Raw genomic sequence first — 21043 nt, forward strand, 5'->3', positions numbered from 1 at the left:
TGTATGTCTCGGGATTTTGCCATATTCATGGCAAAACACCTCGCGGGATACTACCTGCGAACAATTACATAATATACTACTTTATTTAGTTTCGCAAGAATAAAAATCAAAACAATTATTCATCCACGCTGTAGTTCGGAGCTTCCTTGGTGATGTGGATGTCGTGCGGATGAGATTCTTTGAGGGATGCAGCGGAGATCTTGATGAATTTTCCGGTTGTCTTAAGCTTCTCAATGGTTTCTGCTCCACAATATCCCATACCGGAACGAAGACCGCCCATAAGCTGGAATACAGTGTCCTCAACATGTCCCTTGTATGCTACACGTCCTTCTACACCTTCCGGAACGAGTTTCTTCGCATCCTGCTGGAAGTAGCGGTCCTTGCTGCCGTTCTCCATGGCTGCGATAGATCCCATACCACGGTATACTTTGTATTTACGTCCCTGGTACAGTTCGAAAGTTCCCGGGCTCTCGTCGCATCCTGCAAAGATGCTTCCCATCATGCAGACATTGGCTCCTGCTGCGATCGCCTTGGTGATATCTCCGGAGTATTTGATTCCGCCATCTGCGATGATCGGGATACCATAGCGGTTAGCTACTTCATAGCAGTCCATAACAGCTGTGATCTGTGGAACACCGATACCTGCAACGACACGTGTCGTACAGATGGAACCAGGTCCGATACCAACTTTGACAGCATCTACACCGGCATCGATCAGAGCCTTGGTAGCTGCTCCTGTGGCAACGTTTCCTGCGATCACCTGAAGATCCGGATATGCATCCTTGATCTGGCGTACTGCACGGAGGATATTCTCGGAATGTCCATGTGCGGAGTCTACAACGATAACGTCTACATTTGCCTTAACAAGTGCATCTACACGTGCAAGAACGTTAGCTGTGATACCAACGGCTGCACCGCAGAGCAGACGTCCCTGTGCGTCCTTGGCTGCAAGTGGATATTTGATCTGTTTCTCGATATCCTTGATCGTGATCAGACCTTTTAAGTTAAAGTCGTCATCTACAATGGGTAATTTTTCTTTGCGGGATTTGGCAAGGATCTTCTTTGCCCCTTCAAGAGTGATTCCTTCCTTGGCTGTGATCAGTCCCTCGGATGTCATGCACTCTCCGATCTTCTTGGAAAAGTCTGTTTCGAATTTGAGGTCACGGTTGGTAATGATACCGACCAGTTTTCTTCCCTCTGTGATCGGAACACCGGAGATACGGAATTTCGCCATCAGGTTGTTCGCATCTTCAAGGGTATTGTCAGCGGATAAAAAGAATGGATCTGTGATAACACCGTTCTCAGAACGTTTTACCTTGTCTACTTCGTCTGCCTGTGCTTCGATAGTCATATTCTTGTGAATAATACCGATACCGCCCTGTCTCGCCATGGCGATCGCCATCCTGTGCTCAGTAACTGTGTCCATTCCTGCGCTCATCATAGGAATGTTCAGTTTAATCTTCTTTGTTAAATACGTTGCGACATCTACCTGATTCGGAATTACTTTTGAATAAGCCGGAACTAAAAGAACGTCGTCAAATGTAATTCCTTCACCAATGATAGTACCCATTGCATTTCCTCCCTTGTATATTATGTTATTTTGAATTTGTTCCATAGTTTAACAAAAATAATTTACAGTGTCAATCCAAAAAAACTTTGCTCGGGGCTGAATTTTTGATAGCCTGCTGCATCGTTTCATCCGGTTCGATAATGATCTTGCAGTTCTCGCCCTTGTCCCTGGTGATGATCGCAAAACGCTTATGGGATGGATTTCCGGAAGAATAGTCCAGTGTCTTCATCTTACTGTTGCTGTTGTAATAATCCAAGCGGTGTGAATCCAGAGGGGCTACAAGGTCAGCCTCCCTGATGTTCACTGTCTTGGCCTTCTTACGTTTGGATTTCGCCATGACCATGTCAATGTCCATCTCTCCGTTTACAAAAAGATACTCGTATTCGAGGTCTGTCTTCGGCACGATAAAGTAGCATGCGATTCCAAGCACAACTGCTGCCAGAAGGAACAGGAAATTGAATAAAAGTCCTGCTACAGCGGCAAGCACGGTCAGACCGATCAGGCCATATTTTGTTATGACGTCTTTGGATGTCGGCTCTTTCTTTACCAGAAATTCAGAATATAAATCACTCATCTCTGTTTTCCTTTCTTTTGTTTTTCATTATTCTATCATAAAAGAAGACCAGCGTCTATGACGCTGGTCTGATATTTAGAAAACTTTAATTACATCATTCCGCCCATTCCTGGTGCGCCTGCCGGCATAGCCGGAGTATCTTCTTTGATCGTTGCAACTACGGATTCTGTTGTAAGCAGAGTGGATGCAACACTTGTAGCGTTCTGAAGGGCACTTCTTGTAACCTTAACCGGGTCAAGGATACCTGCTCCTACCATGTCTACATATCTCTCGTTCAGGGCATCAAATCCGATTCCTGGCTCAGATTCTCTTACTTTGTTGATGATGACAGAACCTTCCAGTCCTGCATTTGCAGAAATGTGGAATAACGGAGCTTCCAGAGATTTGAGGATAACATTTGCACCTGTCTTCTCATCACCTTCCAGAGTTGCAACCAGTTCAGCAACTTTCTTGGAAGCATGGATGTAAGCAGATCCACCGCCTGCGATGATTCCTTCTTCTACTGCTGCTCTTGTAGCTGCAAGAGCATCTTCCAGACGAAGTTTTGCTTCTTTCATTTCAGTTTCAGTTGCAGCACCAACACGGATAACAGCTACGCCGCCTGCCAGTTTTGCAAGTCTTTCCTGTAATTTTTCTTTGTCGAATTCGGATTTTGTCTCTTCGATCTGTCCACGGATCTGTGCAACACGGTCTTCGATCGCTTTCTTGTCTCCAAGTCCGTCAACGATAACTGTGTTTTCTTTTGCAACTTTGACAGATTTTGCACGTCCAAGCTGCTGCATGGTAGCTTCTTTGAGGTCCAGTCCAAGTTCATCAGAGATTACCTGTCCGCCTGTCAGGATAGCGATATCCTGAAGCATTTCTTTTCTTCTGTCACCATATCCAGGAGCTTTGACAGCTACTACCTGGAAGGTTCCTCTTAATTTGTTTACGATCAGAGTTGTCAGAGCTTCACCCTCCACATCCTCAGCGATGATGAGAAGTTTGGCACCTGCCTGAACAACCTGCTCCAGTAACGGAAGGATCTCCTGAATGTTGCTGATCTTCTTATCAGTGATCAGGATGTATGGATCTTCCAGATTTGCTTCCATTTTTTCCATGTCTGTGGACATGTATGCGGAAATATATCCACGGTCAAACTGCATACCTTCTACCAGGTCAAGTTCTGTATGCATGGTCTTGGATTCTTCTACTGTGATAACACCGTCGTTGGAAACTTTTTCCATTGCGTCTGCAACGAGCTGACCAACTTCTTCATCACTTGCAGAGATTGCAGCAACGTTTGCGATCTGTGCTTTGCCGCTGATCTTCTGGCTCATTTCTTTGATAGCTTCTACTGCTGTGTCAGTAGCTTTTTTCATTCCTTTTCTGAGGATGATCGGGTTAGCGCCTGCTGCCAGGTTCTTCATTCCTTCGTGAACCATTGCCTGAGCAAGAACAGTTGCTGTTGTAGTACCATCACCAGCTACATCATTTGTCTTGGATGCAACTTCTTTGATGAGCTGTGCGCCCATGTTTTCGAATCCGTCTTCCAGTTCGATCTCTTTTGCGATCGTAACACCATCGTTTGTGATGAGCGGAGCACCAAACTGTTTGTCAAGTACTACGTTTCTTCCTTTTGGTCCGATCGTTACTCTTACTGTATCTGCAAGTTTGTTTACACCAGCTTCAAGTGCGGCTCTTGCTTCTGCGCCGAATTTAATTTCTTTTGCCATGATGACTGTCCTCCTAAAATAATGTCGATTTAATATAATTATTCAACGATTGCAAGAATATCATTCTGTTTTACGATGATGTATTCTTCGCCGTCAAGTTTTACTTCTGTTCCTGCGTATTTGGAGTAGATAACTTTGTTTCCTACTTTAACTTCCATTTTAACTTCTTTGCCTTCAACAACTCCGCCAGGTCCTACAGCGATAACTTCTGCCTGCTGTGGTTTCTCCTGTGCCTGACCCGGAAGTACGATACCGGATTTTGTTGTTTCCTCTGCTTCTAACTGTTTTAATACAACTCTGTCGCCTAAAGGTACTAATTTCATGATCTATTTTCCTCCTTTATTGTTTCCTTGCTTTTCGATTACTAGCACTCATTTCGTTTGAGTGCTAATCACTGTCCTTATATTATTTAATTCCGTTATTTTCTGCAACTCTTTTCATCGTCATAAATCACTGTATATTTAGATATTATCTCTTTTTTTCTTTGATTTTCTTTAATTTTCTTATTTTACTGTTTTTCAGTAATTTTTTATACAGGATCAGCGGACACGCATCCGGTGCCTCCTTGCTGTACAGCGCGAAAAAAAGCTCCTTCTCACCAGACATACGCCCGATGAAAAAGAGCTTTCTTAGATTCTTATTTCTGATCAGTCTCTGATCATGCTTTCTTGTTTCTCTGTGCTTTGATTTCTTCGAGTTCATCGAAGATCACTTCATTGAGAACCTTGATGTAGGTTCCCTTCATACCGGAAGAACGGGACTCGATAACACCTGCACTCTCGAATTTACGGAGCGCATTTACGATCACGGATCTGGTGATTCCCACGCGGTCTGCAATCTTGCTCGCAACCAGGATTCCCTCTTCTCCATCCAACTCGTCAAAGATATGGATGATTGCTTCCAGTTCGGAGAATGACAGAGTGTTGAAGGCTGATTTGACAACCTGCTGCTTACGGTCCTCTTCTGCATTCTCTTCGTGCACTGCACGCATCATTTCAAGCCCTACTACGGTTGTGCCGTATTCACTGACAATGATATCCTCGATATCGTATGGCTTATTATCACGATACATGAAAACTGTTCCCAGACGTTCGCCGGCGATATCGATCGGATTGATGATACCCTGGCAGCTGCTGTCAACGTGCTCAAACCCTAAAGTCTGAAGATTCACATTTTCCTTAGTTGATAAAACTCCCAAAAAACGCTCGTTCAACAATTCATCTACGTGTCCGCCAACGTTATCCTCAATCAGTTCAGTTATTTCTTTCACACCCGGGCATAAACTGATGCCTAAGACTTTGCCCTTCTTGCTCAGTACCAGGATATTGGAACTTAAAGTCTCCATCAGAACCTGACAGATGTCATTGAACACAACCTTACTGGAACTGCTATTGTGCAAAAGTTTGTTAATTTTTCTTGTTTTATCTAACAACTGAACGCTCATCTTGGCCTCCTTCAATGATTTATTCGATGTAACCATCTTTATAAGATAATAGTACACGCTTCACCACGAAAAAGCAAGATATTTTTATATTTTTTTCGATTTTATCTGCATTTTCAGAAAATTCTTATATTCAGTCTTCTTCTTTTGTTTTTGCCTCTACATAACCGCAGGTTTCCTGACTGCAGACCAGTTTATTTCCTTTTTCGATCATATAGCTTCCGCAGACAGGGCACTTCTTGTCTGACGGTTTCTGCCAGGACATAAAATCGCATTCCGGATTGTCAATACATCCGTAATACTTACGTCCCTTCTGTGTTTTCTTAAGGACGACATCCTTGCCGCATTTCGGGCAGGCAACACCGATCTTTTCGTAATAAGGCTTGGTGTTTCTGCACTCCGGGAATCCCGGACAGGCAAGAAATCTTCCGTGAGGTCCGTACTTGATGACCATATTTCTGCCGCAGACATCACAGACTTCCTCTGTGACTTCATCCTGGATATCAACTTTTTCCAATTCTTTCTCAGCTGCATCTACGTCTTTCTTGAGGTCAGGGTAGAAGTTTCTGACAACCGTCTTCCACTGGACAGTGCCTGCCTCCACGCAGTCCAGAAGGCCTTCCATCATCGCCGTAAAGCGCACATCCACGATGCTTGGGAATGCCTGTTTCATGATGTTGTTGACAACCTCTCCAAGTTCTGTCACATAGAGGTTCTTCTGTTCCTTGGAAACGTAACGTCTGCTGATGATCGTTGTGATCGTAGGCGCATAAGTACTCGGTCGTCCGATGCCCTGTTCCTCCAGCGCCTTGACGAGGGACGCCTCTGTGTAATGTGCCGGCGGCTGTGTGAAATGCTGCTCCGGTTTGAGTTCTTCCAGAGTAAGTTTCATGCCTTTTTCCAGGGACTGACTCAGGACATTGCCTTTCTGGTTATCCTCTTCCTGTGTATAGACGGATAAGAAACCATCAAATACTACCTTGGAAGCCGCAACGGTGAAAGTATATTCTCCTGCTCCGATCTTTACAGAAGTTGTCTCATATCTGGCTGCCGCCATTCTGCTGGCAGTAAAACGTTTCCAGATCAGCTGATACAGACGGAACTGGTCTCTGGAAAGAGATTCCTTGATCATTGCCGGCAGTCTGGTGATGTCGGTCGGTCGGATTGCCTCATGCGCATCCTGGATCTTCTGCTCTTTCTTGACAGATTTCTCTGTTACAGATACATACTCTTCTCCGTACTGCTGTCCGATGTATTCTCTTGCGGCTGCATCTGCCTCCTGGGAGATTCGGGTGGAATCGGTACGCAGATAAGTGATGATACCTACTGTGCCGCTTCCCTTGATGTCAACACCCTCGTATAACTGCTGTGCCAGACGCATTGTCTTCTGTGTGGAAAAATTGAGTGTCTTGGATGCTTCCTGCTGCAGAGTACTGGTGGTAAAAGGAAGCGGAGCATTCTTGATACGCTCACCCTTCTTGACTTCCGTGATCTCATACTCTGCATTTTCCAGTTTCGCAAGAAGTTCTTCCATTTCTTTCTTATTGTGAATCGGCATCTTCTTGTCTGTGCCGTAGAATTTCGCCTTGAGAGGTTTCTTCTCTCCTTTGACACGGAATTCACCATCCAGGCTCCAGTATTCCTCTGGAATGAATGCATTGATCTCATCCTCACGGTCACAGATGATACGCAGTGCTACAGACTGCACACGGCCCGCACTTAAGCCTCTCTTGACCTTGACCCAGAGAAGCGGGCTGATAGTATATCCTACCATTCTGTCCAGCATTCTTCTCGCCTGCTGTGCATCTACCAGGTTCATATCCAGATCCCTTGGCTGCTTGATAGAATTCTTCACGGCCGTCTTGGTAATCTCATTGAAAGAAATCCTGCGCATCTTGGCCGGATCTTCCTTCAACGCCTGCATCAGATGCCAGGAAATCGCCTCTCCTTCACGGTCAGGGTCAGTTGCGAGATAGATCTTGTCTGCTTTTTTTGCAGCCTTACGAAGTCCCGCAAGGAGCTCTCCTTTCCCACGGATCGTAATATATTTCGGCTCAAAATCGTTATCCACATCGATTCCGAACTGACTCTTCGGGAAATCCCTCACATGTCCGTTTGATGCCTGTACATCATAATTACTTCCAAGAAATTTTTTTATGGTTTTTACTTTTGCAGGTGATTCTACTATCACCAGATATTTCGCCATGCTACCTCTCCTACTTTTGCTAAACTCTCCGGGATCTGTTTGTTACCTTAAGTCTCTTTTATATAGTAATGTCTGCCGATCTCCCGGACCAGGCCCGACAGTTTTAATTCCAGTAAAAGGCTCCCGATCTTCTCTGGTGGAAGTCCTGTTTTCTGGATCAGAAAATCCGTAGATTTTGGTCGTAAATCGAGACAACTATACACCAATTTCAAATCGCTTGCAAGTCCTAAGTCATTTTTTTCGGGTGATTTTACTTTATTTTCACAATTAAGCCCCAGTTCCCGAAGCAGGATTTCCGGGCTGTATGCGATCCCTGCACCGTCATAGATCAGCTTGTGACACCCCATACTCAAGGCCTCATTTACAGGTCCCGGAACCGCATAAACGATTTTTCCCTGATCCAACGCCCACTGTGCTGTGATAAGCGATCCGCTCTTTTCGCGCGCCTCTACAATAAGTACCAGATCTGCAAGTCCACTGATGATCCTGTTTCTCGCAGGAAAAAAATAGTTCCTCGCCCGCATGCCCGGTGGCTGCTCACTCAGGATCCCTCCATTTTCTCTCAGGATGCGGGCATATAAAGGGCGATTCCCGCTCGGATAACAGATATCGACACCTCCCGCAAGAACCGCATAGGTCGGTGTGCCGCCTTCCAGGGCTCCTTTGTGTGCCTCTGCATCAATCCCATATGCCATGCCGCTGATGATCTGCACCCCGGCACTACTCAGGATCTTTGCATAGCGAAAAGCCTGGATTCTCCCATACGGGCTGCACGCCCTGGCACCTACGATCGCTGCTGTCGGCTTCTTCGCATCCGGCAGGTTTCCTTTCGCAAAAAGTATCTCCGGCATTTTGGGGTAATTGTTCAGTTTTTGTGGATATTCTGCGCTTTTGCTGCTGATCTGCCGGATTCTTTCTTCTGGTTTTTCTTCCATATAAAATACCTCGTCTTTTTCTTTTTTATGACACTTTAATTCCAGTATTTTTTATCAAATGCACGATAGGATAACGCTTCCCCTATATGGTGCTTCTTTATGGCTTCACAGTAGTCCATATCCGCGATCGTCCTTGCGACTTTGAGCAGGCGGTGGTATGCCCTTGCACTGAACGGCATATGTTCAAAAGCCATCTGCAAAAGATTTTTCCCCTCTTTATCCAGCTGGCAGAATTTTTCTATCTGGCTTCCTTTGAGTTCTCCGTTAAACTGAATTCCTTCATTCTTGTATCTTTCCCGCTGCAGCTCCTGTACTTTTGTCACACGCTCCCGGATCGTGTCTGTCGATTCTCCGATCCGTCTGCTGCTCAGGCCCTCGAAATCGACTGGCGTGACATCCGCACAAAGATCCAGGCGGTCGAGAAGCGGCTGGCTGATCCTTCCCTGATACTGCGAAACCTGTGCCGGTGTACAGCGGCAGCGGTTCATATCCGGATAGTGTCCGCAGGGACAGGGATTCATCGCCGCGCACAGGATAAAATCTGCCGGAAACTCATACGTCCCATACACTCTCGCGATCCGGATCACCTTATCCTCCAGAGGCTGTCTCAGGATCTCCAGGCTCCTTCTGGAAAACTCCGGCATCTCATCCAGGAAAAGCACGCCTCTGTGTGCCAGTGTAACTTCCCCCGGTCTCGGATTTCGCCCGCCGCCTGCCAGTGCCTGTGCAGAGCAGGTATGGTGCGGGCTCCGGAACGGCCGGCTTCGCACCAGAGGATCGTCTGCCGGCAAAAGTCCGGCAATGCTGTAGATTTTTGTCAATTCCAGTCCCTCCTCCAGTGTCAGAGGCGGCATGATCCCCGGGATCCGCTTGGCAACCATCGTTTTGCCAGCTCCCGGCGGTCCGATCATCAGAAGGTTGTGAAATCCGCTGACCGCGATCTCTACTGCCCTTCGAAGACTTTCCTGTCCTTTGATCTCACAGAAATCTGCTTTCTCTTTGTTCTCTGCGAGCAGAATCTCGGCTTCTTCTATGTGGTAACTTTCCGGTTTTCTCAGATACTGGATCATCTCATTCAGATCTTTTACCCCGATCACTTTCATATCCGGGATCAGTCTCGCCTCCCGCAGATTTTCTGCCGGAACAACGCAGAAACGGCATTTTTCTTCCCTCGCCCGGATGATCATTGGCAGGATCCCTGAGATCGCATGGATATTTCCATTCAGGCTGATCTCGCCTGCCATCATAACTTTCTGAAGCTGCTCCGATTTCAGTATCCCGGATGCGGCAAGCACTGCTGCCGCGAGAGGCAGGTCGAATCCCGCTCCTTCCTTCTTGATATCTGCCGGGGCAAAATTGACCGTGATCCTCTTTGGCGGAAGTGCGATCCCGTTATTCTTTAAGGCTGTCCGCACCCGGTCCTGCGCCTCCTTTACCTGTGCAGAAGGAAATCCGACCATCGTAAAAGAAGGCAGGCCGTCACTGACATCTGCCTCCACATGGATCGGATGCACCTCCATGCCCAGGATTGCTGCTGATAATACACTCGCAAACATGGTACTCCTTTCTTTCAGTGGCATCCCCGATCTGCCTGATATTCAATTGTTGTTTTGTATTGGAAATATATAAAATAAAATAGAAAAAAGAAAAGCCTACTACTAATACCAGGCTTTTTAAAGAAATCTGCTCTTGTTTTATTATAATTTATCCTGTTCTGAAATTCAAGAAAAAAGGAGCCGCAGATCCAAATCCGCCGCTCCTGTCGTTACTGTTCACTCCGTTCACAGTAACTTGGTCAAAATGCATTCCAAATCACCTTCGGTGATGGCATTTTTCCCCGTATGTCTCGGGATTTTGCCATATTCATGGCAAAACACCTCGCGGGATATTACCCGTGAACAGTTACCTCCTGTCACTTTATTTTGTAAACTGTAAGATAATGTTTTTGATGATCTCTTTCGCTTTGTCCATTCCTTCTGCCGTGATATGCTCAAACGCTCCATGGAAGCCATAGCCGCCAGTTCCAAGATTTGGGCACGGAAGTCCCACAAAGCTGAGTCTCGCGCCATCTGTGCCGCCGCGGATCGGGGCAGCATCAGGTTCTACACCTGCCAGCTCGCACGCTTTCTTTGCGTAGTCGATCAGTTCCATGCATGGTTCGATCTTTTCACGCATATTTCGGTAGGAATCTTTGAGTATCAGTTCTACTGTCCCATCGCCGTATTTTTCATTTATAGCCGCTGCAATGTCCTGCATCAGCCTCTTGCGGTTCGCATAGCTCTCGGAATCGAAATCACGGATCAGATAGCTCAACCTGGATTCTTCCACCGTTCCTGTCATTTCAATCAGATGGAAAAATCCCTCATATCCTTCTGTATATTCCGGTGCTTCTTCCGGCGGCAGCATTCCCTGGATCTCCATTGCGATCTTCTGCGAATTTTTCATGATTCCTTTTGCCTCACCCGGATGGACATTCACACCATGGATATAAAATTCCGCGGATGCCGCATTAAAATTCTCAAACTGGATCTCGCCCTCCGGACCTCCATCCACGGTGTAAGCATACGGTGCACCAAATCTTTCCAGATCCAGATGCTTTGCGCCGCTTCCGACTTCTTCATCGGTCGTAAAACTGACAGCGATTTTTCCATGTGGAATATCTCCGTTTATCAGTTCTTCCACCGCCGTCAGGATCTCTGCAATCCCGGCCTTGTCATCGGCACCGAGCAGTGTCGTTCCATCTGTCGTGATCAGAGTTCTGCCCGCCAGTTTCTTTAATTCCGGAAAATCAGCCGGAGACAGTACTTTGCCGGAAGTCCCTAAGCCCACATCGTTTCCGTCATAAGCCTCGATGACCTGCGGACCCACGTTCTCTCCACTGTAATCCGGTGCGGTATCCATATGTGCGATAAATCCAATGGCTGTCTTGTCTTCATATCCTGGCGTTGCCGGAACATGCCCGTACACATAGCCGTACTTATCCATATCTGCATCTTTTATACCGATCTCTCTCATTTCCTGGACCAGCATTCTGGCCAGGTCAAACTGACGCTCTGTCGTCGGTGATGTCTGGCTCTCCTCATCACTGGTCGTCCAGACTCTGACGTATTTCAATAATCTCTCATCTACTCTCATTTCTAGCTCCTTTTGGGTTGAAAAACAGCCCTGCACTGCTTTATCATAATAAATTATATTATAACTTTTTTTGTTTTACGGGTCAACCTGCCCATCCAGTCACACGATTTTTCATTTTTCAGAAGACCATTTTGCTCCATTTTACAGTAGCACACCGCGGACTACTTTATACTTACAGAAACGAAGGAGGTATTTTCCATGAAATATCAGCGTATCCAGGATCTGAGAATTGATTCTGACCTGTCACAGAAACAGCTCGGTGAGATTCTTCACATCAGCCAGCGTTCTTACTCTCACTACGAGACAGGTTCCCGTGGAATTCCGGTTGAAATGCTGATCCGTCTTGCAGATTACTACGATACCACCATTGATTATCTTGTAGGACGAACAGATAACAAAGAACCGATCAAGCCACTCAAAGCAGCCAAACAATGAATCTGCGGTCAAAAACACCCGCCTGACATACACATCTTTTCTGTATGTCAAACGGGTGCTTTTTCTTTCATTACTTATGAAACGGAGCCAGCAGCACGCTCGTCATTTAATTCCCCTCACCGGATTTTCGTTCTTCCCACTCTGCGATCTTGGAAATATTTTCCATCTCATATTCATTAAAGATCGAATCCTGCTGTGCATCAAAAGTATCCGGATCTATGGTTCCCTGATACCAGGACTTACTGTTGAAATAATCTGAAATATACTGTGTGACAAACTGTCTGCCATGACGGGCATAAATCTCATTCTTCGCCAGTTCAAGCTGGTCCGAACTGTACACAGCTACTTCCTCATCTGTCAGATAACGACTGTCACTGTCCGGGAAAAAGTACTCTCCTGTCTGTGTATCCGTCTGTGTCGGGTCCGGTTCTTCCTCCGGTATCGGTGTCGCTGTCGGGTCCGGTTCAAGATATACCTGATCTCTGCTCATGATGCAGTTCACGTTCGGATAAACGCTGCTGACCGGGTCACCTGTCGCAATCCTTACATACAGCTGTCCTTTATCAAAAATAATATTCCCGGCAGCCCTGTTTCCCGCAGAGTCGTTAAAATCAAATCTTGCTGCATTTCCGGCTACTTCTGCCGTAACATCTGCCGAAACAGACTGGCTCTGATTGCGGTCGGTCTGATAAAAACTGAACGAAATCTTATCCAGACTGATGTCGTAGACATTGATCGTTGCAGTTCCATCCGTACTGTACCAGTAATCCCAGAAATCATTCGGGTCAAAAGCCGCCACGACCGTCGGAACCGGGGTCGGTGTTGCTGTCGGCCTCGGAGTCGGACTCGGAGAAGGTGTCACAGAAACAGTCGGAGCTGCCGTCGGTACATTCTTAAGTGCCTCCATCGCCTCCTGCTTTTGTCTTGCCTCGATCCTGGTCTTTCTGATCCCTGCCAGCAGAATTGCAGCTGCACCAAATATAATAAAAAGTGAGATCAGGATCTTCAGCAGTATCTTAAGTCTTTGTTTTTTTCTCATCTGTGTCACCTCGATTTTCCGACAGTTTCTTACCAGAAGCCTCTGTCTTTGTTACTCTTTTCCGCTCCAGCAGTATGTGCAGAGCTTACATGGTTCAATATCTATGGATGCAGTCAGATCGTCCAGACGATGATATTTCAGGGTGGTAAAATTAAGTTCCTTACGGATCTCCTCCAGCATCTCCTTGTAGTTCGTGGAATCCGGATCTGCATAGTCCGCAAGGATCTTGTCATCTACATTCTCTCCCTCTCTCTTCGCGATCACTCTCCTGGTGATCAGATCCATCTCGGATTTGGAACGGGAGAAATTCAGATATTTACATCCATAAAGCAGCGGCGGGCAGGCAGGACGGATATGTACTTCCTTCGCACCGTTGCGGTAAAGAAATTCTGTTGTCTCGCGAAGCTGTGTACCGCGGACAATAGAATCGTCAATCATCAAAAGGCTCTTGTCCTTAATCAGTTTGTGCACCGGGATCAGTTTCATTCTGGCGATCAGGTTTCTCTGGCTCTGCTGTGTCGGCATGAAAGAACGCGGCCAGGTCGGTGTATATTTGATAAACGGACGGGCAAAAGGTACACCGGAACGGTTCGCATAACCGATCGCATGGGCGATTCCGGAATCCGGGACACCGGCTACAATGTCAGGATGCACCTGTCCTGCATCTCTCTCGGCGAGCATATCACCACATTTATAACGCATTTCCTCTACATTGACACCTTCGTAGGTCGAAGTCGGATATCCATAGTATACCCAGAGGAAGGAACAGATACGCATCTTTTCTCCTGGTTTCTGAAGCGTTTCGATTCCTTCCGAAGTCACAAAAACGATCTCGCCAGGTCCCAGAGATTTCTCATCTTCGTATCCAAGATTAATGTATGCATGGCTCTCAAAAGAAACACAGCGTGCATCCTCCTTGCGTCCGATGATCAGCGGCGTACGTCCCAGGCGGTCTCTGGCTGCGATCAGTCCTTTCGGAGTCAGAAGCAGCATCGTCATCGAACCGTCGATCACTTCCTGTGCGTAACGGATCCCCTCTGCAATAGAATCCTTGGTGTTGATAAGAGATGCGACCATTTCTGTAGGATTTACGTTTCCCCCGCTCATTTCAAGGAAATGTGTACATCCGTCTTTGAAGCATTTCTCGATCAGTTCTTCCATATTGTTGATCTTGCCGACTGTTGTGATTGCAAAATTTCCAAGATGAGAACGCACAAGCAATGGCTGTGGTTCGTTATCCGAAATACAGCCGATTCCAAGATTTCCCTGTAATTCTGAAACATCTTTGTCGAATTTTGTACGGAATGGTGAGTTCTCTATGTTATGTATTGCACGGTCAAAGCCCTTTTGTTTGTCATAAACTGCCATTCCTCCTCGTCTGGTTCCCAGATGAGAATGATAATCAATTCCAAAAAACAAATCCAGCACGCAGCTGGTTTTTGAAGCTACTCCAAAAATTCCACCCATGTCGTTTTTCTCCTTATTTTTTCTCTTTGATGATTCCTCGCCGGTATGCGTCCAGAAGCTGCATCAGCTCGCCAATCTTTTCCTTGAGAGCAATTCCGGTATCTGTATCTCCTACCAGTCTTCTCTTTGTTGTATAATGAACCGCTACCCGGTTGGAAACAATATCACTTTCTTTTGAAACCGCATCTTCCGCAGAAGTAAATGACTCATGTGCACAGAGGATCAGTCCGTAGGAATTGTATACCAGTGTGTATCCTGCAATTCCGGTAACCTTGTGGTATGCTTTGCAGAAACCACCGTCGATGACAATAACTTTGCCGCCGCATTTGACCGGGCTCTCGCCTTCTCCCTGATGTACTGGCACATGTCCGTTGATGATGTGCCCCTTCGCAGGATCCAGTCCAAACTCTCTGAGAAGACTGTCTATCACTTCTTCGTTTTCCAGAAGACGATAATATGCACCTTTCACTTCTTTGTGCGTTGCCTTGTCTGCAATAAAATATCTTTCAAATGTTGTCATCTTGTCTTTGCCAAACAACGGGGAGTTCGGGCTCGCCCAGATAAACCAGAGGATATCCCTGCCCTTACGCTGCTCTTCGTTGTCCACAGCAAAAAACGCTCTCCTTACATAAGCCTCCAGTACATCATAGAGTTCTTTGCCCTTGTAAGTCTTGCCATAGATCTGGACTTCCTTGAGACTTCCATCCTCATTCAAAGGAATACATCCGTGGAACAGAAGATTTCCGTTGAAAGTCTTGTAGAGACCGCCTTTGTCCAGCAGAAGGCTCATATGTTTCTGCAACTTCTCACAGTTACGGAATGCAGATTCCAGACGTTCCATCACTTCCTTCTCACCTGTGCTCAGCTCATATGGCTTCTTCCAGTCGATCGTCGGGAAATTTGTATCCAGCAGTGGATATTCCTTACCGTCAGGAAGTGTGATCGTGCATTTTTCCGGATCGATCCGATGGAGCAGACAGCGGTTTTCCATGTGGAATTCCTTATGACGGCGGATGAGCTGGCCTTCCAGTTTGAACTGGATGATAGCGATCGCCTTGTGCATCTTCTGTCCAAGGTCTTTCTCGGCTGCATTATAATTAGAAGTTCCCTTCATCTCAAACACACTGCACGGATCATCCTTGTATACTTCCATCGCAAACGTTGCAAGCGGCAGAAGATTGATCCCATATCCATCTTCCAGGATATCCTGATTTCCATAGCGGAGACTGTTTCTGAGGACTGTTGCGATGCAGGACTGCTGTCCAACAGCTGCTCCCATCCAGACTGCATCATGATTTCCCCACTGAATGTCCAGAGAATGGTACTCCATCAGACGGTCCATAATGAAATGAGGTCCCGGTCCACGGTCAAAAATATCTCCCAGGATATGAAGGTGATCGACAACAAGACGCTGGATCAGCTCTGCCAGGGCTATGATGAAATTCTCCGCACGGCCGATCTCAATGATCGTATTTACGATAGAATCATAATAAGCTTCTTTGTCCAGGACTTCTGCCTTCTCCGTGATCAGTTCCTCGATCACATAAGCATAATCTGCCGGCAGTGCCTTGCGGACTTTGGATCGGGTATATTTGGATGCAGTGGTCTTGCAGACTTCGATCAGACGGTACAACGTGATCTTGTACCAATTTTCCATATCTTCTTCTATCTTTTTGACCAGACGCATCTTTTCTTTCGGATAGTAGATAAGCGTAGCCAGCGCACGCTTGTCACTGTTGCTTAAGGTATGTCCGAATACATCGTCGATCTTCTTGCGGACTGCACCCGAACCGTTGCGGAGCACATGGGCAAATGCCTCATATTCTCCATGGATATCTGACATAAAGTGTTCTGTTCCTTTTGGAAGGTTCAGAATAGACTGCAGATTGATGATCTCTGTCGATGCCTTTCCGATCGTCGGATACAGTTCTGCCAGTCTCTGTAAATACCTTAATTCCTCTTTTTTCATCTTCTTCTCCTTTAACTATGGTAGCATATCCGGTCCCCATACCGGTAATCCCAAATTTCAGACAAGCACATTGTCAAATAATGAAAACTGATTGGACTGCGGGATATCCCCAAAAATTCCCAGGTCGTCCATCAGGTCAATGACTGTCTTGCTGACCTTTGTCCTGTCGCGGAAGTCATCTTTTGACAGGAATTTGCCCTGTTTTGCAGCATCTACAACTGCTTCTGCCGCCTTGTCACCCATTCCGTCGATACAGTTCAGTGCCGGCATCAGCTTGCCGTCAATGATCTGGAATCTGTTTGCTTTTGCCTTGTACAGATCGATCGGAAGGAATTCGATCCCTCTCGCGTACATTTCCTGTACGATCCTCATGTCACGGATCGAATCCTGTTCTTTCTTGGAAGCCTCGTCGCCTTTTTTGCGGATCTCTGCAAGATAATAGTCCAGACGCTCCCTTCCCATACACATGGTCTCATAGGAAAAAGCCGTCGCACGGATACTGAAAAATGCCGCATAATATGCCAGCGGCTTGAACACCTTGAACCACGCGATCCTCCACGCCATCATAACGTAAGCCGCCGCATGCGCTTTCGGGAACATGTACTTGATCTTTTTGCAGGACCAGATGTACCATTCCGGAACCTTATGTTCTCTCATGGTAGCTTCCCACTCATCACGAAGTCCCTTACCCTTACGGACGCTCTCCATGATGGTAAACGCAAGACTGCTCTCTACGCCCATGCTGATAAGGTAGATCATGATATCATCTCGCGTACAGATCGCGGTGGAAATCGTCGCCTTGCCCTCCTCGATCAGAGTCTGCGCATTTCCAAGCCATACGTCCGTACCATGAGACAGACCCGCGATACGAACAAGATCAGAAAAATATTTTGGCTTCGTGTCGATCAACATCTGCATCGCGAAATCTGTACCAAACTCCGGGATTCCAAGGCATCCCAGTTTACAGCCGCCGATATCCTCCGGTTTGATTCCCAATGCATCCGTACTTGCAAAAAGCGACATGACTTCTTTGCTGTCCAGAGGTACATCACGGGCACTTAAGCCTGTAAGGTCCTCGAGCATACGGATCATTGTCGGATCATCGTGTCCTAGAATATCAAGTTTCAGAAGGTTTCCGTCAATGGAATGATAGTCGAAATGTGTCGTGATGATATCACTGTTTTCGTCGTTTGCCGGATGCTGTACCGGTGTGAATTTCTCGATCTCTACACCTACCGGAAGAACGATGATTCCACCCGGATGCTGGCCTGTCGTTCTTCGGATTCCCGTACAGCCCTTGACGATCCGGTTGATCTCGCAGTAACGCTTGTGCTGGCCACGCTCTTCGTAATAATTCTTGACATAACCGAATGCCGTTTTCTCTGCCAGGGTACCAATCGTACCAGCCTTGAATGTCTGACCTTTTCCGAAGATAACCTCTGTATATCTGTGCGCATTCGCCTGATATTCTCCAGAGAAGTTCAGGTCGATATCCGGCTCCTTGTCACCCTTGAAACCAAGGAATGTCTCGAACGGGATATCAAATCCTTCTTTGTTCAGCTTCGTGCCGCATTTCGGGCAGATCTTATCCGGCATATCGCAACCTGCCATACCGCCGAATTTCTTTACCTCCGGCGAATCAAAATCATGATATTTGCAGTTCGGGCACAGATAATGTGGCGGAAGCGGATTAACCTCCGTGATACCGGACATCGTCGCCGCGAGCGAAGATCCTACTGATCCTCGCGAGCCTACCAGATAACCATCCTCATTGGACTTCCATACCAGTTTCTGTGCGATGATATACATAACGGCATATCCATTGGAAATGATAGAGTTCAGTTCTCGGTTCAGTCGTTCCTCCACGATCTCCGGAAGGTTTTCTCCGTACATCTCATGCGCTTTATTGAAGCAGATATCCTTGAGATCCTGGTCGGAATTCTCGATGACCGGAGGGAACTTGTCCGGATGAATCGGGGAGATCTTCTCGATCATATCCGCGATCTTATTTGTGTTCGTGATAACGACTTCTTCCGCCTTCTCACTTCCCAGATAGGAAAATTCCTCCAGCATCTCCTCTGTAGTGCGGAGATAAAGCGGGGCCTGATTATCTGCATCCGAGAAACCGTTTCCTGCCATGATGATCCGTCGGTAGATCTCATCCTCCGGATCCATAAAGTGTACGTCACAGGTCGCAACGACCGGTTTCTTGAACTGGTCTCCCAGTTTGACGATCTTCTTGTTGATCTCGATCAGGTCCCCATTGGAATTTACGCGGTCATTTTTTTCATCTGCGATCATAAACGCATTGTTTCCAAGCGGCTGGATCTCCAGATAGTCATAAAAATTGACAAGTCTCGCGATCTCCGGTTCCGGTGCATTTCGAAGCAGTGCCTGATACAGTTCGCCCGCTTCGCAGGCACTTCCGATCAGAAGTCCCTCTCTGAGTTCAAGGAAAAGGCTCTTCGGCACACGAGGCCGCCTTCTGTAATATTTCAGATGAGACTGGCTTACCAATTTGTACAGGTTCACGCGTCCTGTCTCATTTCTGGCAAGGATGATTGCATGATAAGTCGGGAGTTTCTTGATCGTGTTGACAGAGACATTTCCCTGCTCATTCAGCGTATCTACATCAAAAATATCCCTCTCCCGAAGCATCTCCACAAACCGCACAAAGATCTCGGCCGTACATGCCGCATCATCTACTGCCCTGTGGTGATGGTCCAGAGAAACACCGACTGCTTTGGCAACCGTATCCAGCTTGAATCGGTTCAGTGCCGGCAGAAGGAATCGTGCCATTCCAACGGTGTCCACATACGTATATTCCTGTGGAAGTCCCTGACGCTTGCAGTTCTCAATGATAAAACTCATATCAAAGTCTGCATTGTGCGCAACCATGACCGCGCCCTCACAAAATTCCAGAAACTTCGGAAGGATTGTCTGGATATCCGGTGCATCCATGACCATAGAATCATTGATGCTGGTCAACTGCTCGATCCTGTACGGGATCGGAACCTTCGGATTGACAAAAGTGGAAAAACGGTCTGTGATCACGCCCTTTTCGACACGTACCGCACCGATCTCAATGATCTCGCAGGTCAGCGGGGAAAATCCTGTCGTCTCGATATCAAATACGACAAATTTGCCGTCCATCGACTGTCCCTCGCTGTTGGTAACGATCCCCTTGAGGTCATCTACGAGATACGCTTCCATACCGTAGAGTACCTTGAAATCAGAGTCCTTCGGCACACAGCCGCCCCATGCATCAAAGCAGTGGTTTGCCTCCGGGAATGCCTGTACAACGCCATGGTCCGTGATCGCGATCGCCTTGTGTCCCCATTCATACGCACGCTTGACGAGATCCTTTGCTGTGGTAACACCATCCATATCGCTCATCTTGGTATGGCAGTGAAGCTCGACTCGCTTCTGCGGACTGGTGTCCATCCTCATGCTCCTGAAATCTGCGATCTTCTTGATCCCGGAGATCGAACCGATCGTCAGCTCACTGTCAAAACGATCGATCGTGGTGACACCCTTGAATTTCAGGAACGCACCTTTCCTGACATGTTCGGTCACTTCCGGAACCTGTTCATTTCGAAGGAACATCTTGATCACAATGGAATCCGTAAAATCTGTGACAGTAAGAATCAGGATCGTCTTCTCGTTTCGGATCTCTCTTTCCTCTACTTCTTCTACCTGACAGCGGATCATGACCTCGCCCATCTCACCGGTGATTGACTCCAGCGGGATCGTATCTCCTTCAAAATCCCTTCCATATACAACGTCCGGATTGCTGTCCTTACGGAAGCCTCCACGATAATCGTTCTGCTGTCCTTTTTTCTTGTCAAAAAACTTCGATTTCTGTTCCTGTCCGGATTTTTTGGTGTCCTTTGTTTTGGAACTGTCGGATTTTTCCTTTGTCGCTTCTTCTGCTGTGTTTTCCTGTGCTTCGACAGTCTCCGGGGTCAGTTTTGCATATTTCAGGACATTGGCAACTTCCTGCCGGATCTGAAGTGCGGCATTTCTGCGGTACTTGCTCTCCTGTACTTCCTGGAAATCAAGGTTGATCTTAAGATTCATTCCACAGCGCTCGCAGAAAACCTTATGCAGATATTCCACAAGGATCTCGCTTTTTTCCCTTGAGATCACAGAATCCGGAAGGACCAGATCCATCTCCTCATCTGATGGGAAAGTAATCTGCGCCCGCTTGAACAGATTATATTCCAGCATATTGTAATTTTTCAGTTCCAGTTCCATGCTGGCACGGTAGATCTCGAGGAAATTCGACGGAGAATACTGCTTCGACAGATGAAATCTCTCGATCACAGTCACGCGCATCTCCATTCCCGGGAAACACTGCCGTTCGATCTGATCTTCCAGTGCAAAAATAAACTTCTTGTGGATCCAGCGTTCACTGTGGATGTAGACCCAGAGCCTTGTTTTTGCAGGATTGCAGGTCACCCTGGAAACTGTGACCATTTCCAGCCATTCTTTTAGCTGATCTTTCAACTTCAGGCTTGGAAATACGTCAAAAAATTCTTTTTCCATGTCTGATGC

14 protein-coding genes are annotated in these 21043 nt (G+C 46.9%); 1 reads left to right on the forward strand and 13 read right to left on the reverse strand.

Annotated elements, in window-relative coordinates:
- Positions 1-115: 115 nt before the first annotated feature.
- The 9 genes from guaB to pepT all read right to left on the reverse strand — a co-directional run bounded on the left by guaB (position 116) and on the right by pepT (position 11576).
- Complete coding sequence (gene guaB / locus DWX28_RS12550; protein WP_118252881.1) at positions 116-1570, reverse strand: IMP dehydrogenase; 1455 nt, start codon at positions 1568-1570, stop codon at positions 116-118.
- A 70-nt stretch (positions 1571-1640) separates the two neighbouring features.
- Positions 1641-2144, reverse strand: a complete 504-nt coding sequence (locus DWX28_RS12555) for a DUF6106 family protein (RefSeq protein ID WP_118252882.1) — start codon at positions 2142-2144, stop codon at positions 1641-1643.
- Between the two features lie 89 nt (positions 2145-2233).
- A complete protein-coding gene (gene groL, locus DWX28_RS12560; protein ID WP_022214411.1) occupies positions 2234-3859 on the reverse strand; it encodes a chaperonin GroEL in 1626 nt (541 codons plus the stop codon).
- A gap of 38 nt (positions 3860-3897) precedes the next feature.
- Positions 3898-4182, reverse strand: coding sequence for a co-chaperone GroES (groES, locus tag DWX28_RS12565; protein ID WP_022214410.1), 285 nt, complete (start codon positions 4180-4182; stop codon positions 3898-3900).
- A gap of 335 nt (positions 4183-4517) precedes the next feature.
- Positions 4518-5303 (reverse strand): GTP-sensing pleiotropic transcriptional regulator CodY, encoded by a 786-nt coding sequence (gene codY, locus DWX28_RS12575; RefSeq protein ID WP_022214409.1) that lies wholly within the window; start codon positions 5301-5303, stop codon positions 4518-4520.
- Between the two features lie 130 nt (positions 5304-5433).
- On the reverse strand, positions 5434-7506 hold the full coding sequence (gene topA / locus DWX28_RS12580; RefSeq protein ID WP_022214408.1) for a type I DNA topoisomerase: 2073 nt from the start codon (positions 7504-7506) through the stop codon (positions 5434-5436).
- Positions 7507-7553: 47 nt separating this feature from the next.
- On the reverse strand, positions 7554-8441 hold the full coding sequence (dprA, locus tag DWX28_RS12585; RefSeq protein ID WP_118252884.1) for a DNA-processing protein DprA: 888 nt from the start codon (positions 8439-8441) through the stop codon (positions 7554-7556).
- A gap of 35 nt (positions 8442-8476) precedes the next feature.
- A complete protein-coding gene (locus tag DWX28_RS12590) occupies positions 8477-10021 on the reverse strand; it encodes a YifB family Mg chelatase-like AAA ATPase (protein WP_330417663.1) in 1545 nt (514 codons plus the stop codon).
- A 337-nt stretch (positions 10022-10358) separates the two neighbouring features.
- Positions 10359-11576, reverse strand: a complete 1218-nt coding sequence (gene pepT, locus DWX28_RS12595; protein WP_022214405.1) for a peptidase T — start codon at positions 11574-11576, stop codon at positions 10359-10361.
- Between the two features lie 198 nt (positions 11577-11774).
- Here pepT and DWX28_RS12600 point away from each other — a divergent pair, with 198 nt between their 5' ends.
- Positions 11775-12011, forward strand: a complete 237-nt coding sequence (locus tag DWX28_RS12600; protein WP_118252885.1) for a helix-turn-helix domain-containing protein — start codon at positions 11775-11777, stop codon at positions 12009-12011.
- A gap of 106 nt (positions 12012-12117) precedes the next feature.
- On the opposite strand, the gene DWX28_RS12605 is transcribed toward DWX28_RS12600, so the two are convergent.
- The 4 genes from DWX28_RS12605 to DWX28_RS12620 are packed head-to-tail and all read right to left on the reverse strand — an operon-like array spanning position 12118 to position 21034.
- Positions 12118-13050, reverse strand: a complete 933-nt coding sequence (locus DWX28_RS12605) for a YARHG domain-containing protein (protein ID WP_118252886.1) — start codon at positions 13048-13050, stop codon at positions 12118-12120.
- Positions 13051-13101: 51 nt separating this feature from the next.
- Positions 13102-14517, reverse strand: a complete 1416-nt coding sequence (locus tag DWX28_RS12610) for an amidophosphoribosyltransferase (protein WP_022214402.1) — start codon at positions 14515-14517, stop codon at positions 13102-13104.
- Between the two features lie 13 nt (positions 14518-14530).
- Positions 14531-16486: a fructose-bisphosphatase class III gene (locus DWX28_RS12615; RefSeq protein ID WP_022214401.1), complete on the reverse strand. Its 1956-nt coding sequence runs from the start codon at positions 16484-16486 to the stop codon at positions 14531-14533.
- Positions 16487-16543: 57 nt separating this feature from the next.
- The gene (locus tag DWX28_RS12620) at positions 16544-21034 is read right to left on the reverse strand and encodes a PolC-type DNA polymerase III (protein ID WP_118252887.1); all 4491 of its coding nucleotides are present in this window, start codon (positions 21032-21034) and stop codon (positions 16544-16546) included.
- Positions 21035-21043: the final 9 nt, after the last annotated feature.

The organism is Blautia sp. AF19-10LB, assembly GCF_003461245.1.
In the GTDB taxonomy this organism is placed as follows: Bacteria; Bacillota; Clostridia; order Lachnospirales; family Lachnospiraceae; genus Blautia_A; species Blautia_A intestinihominis.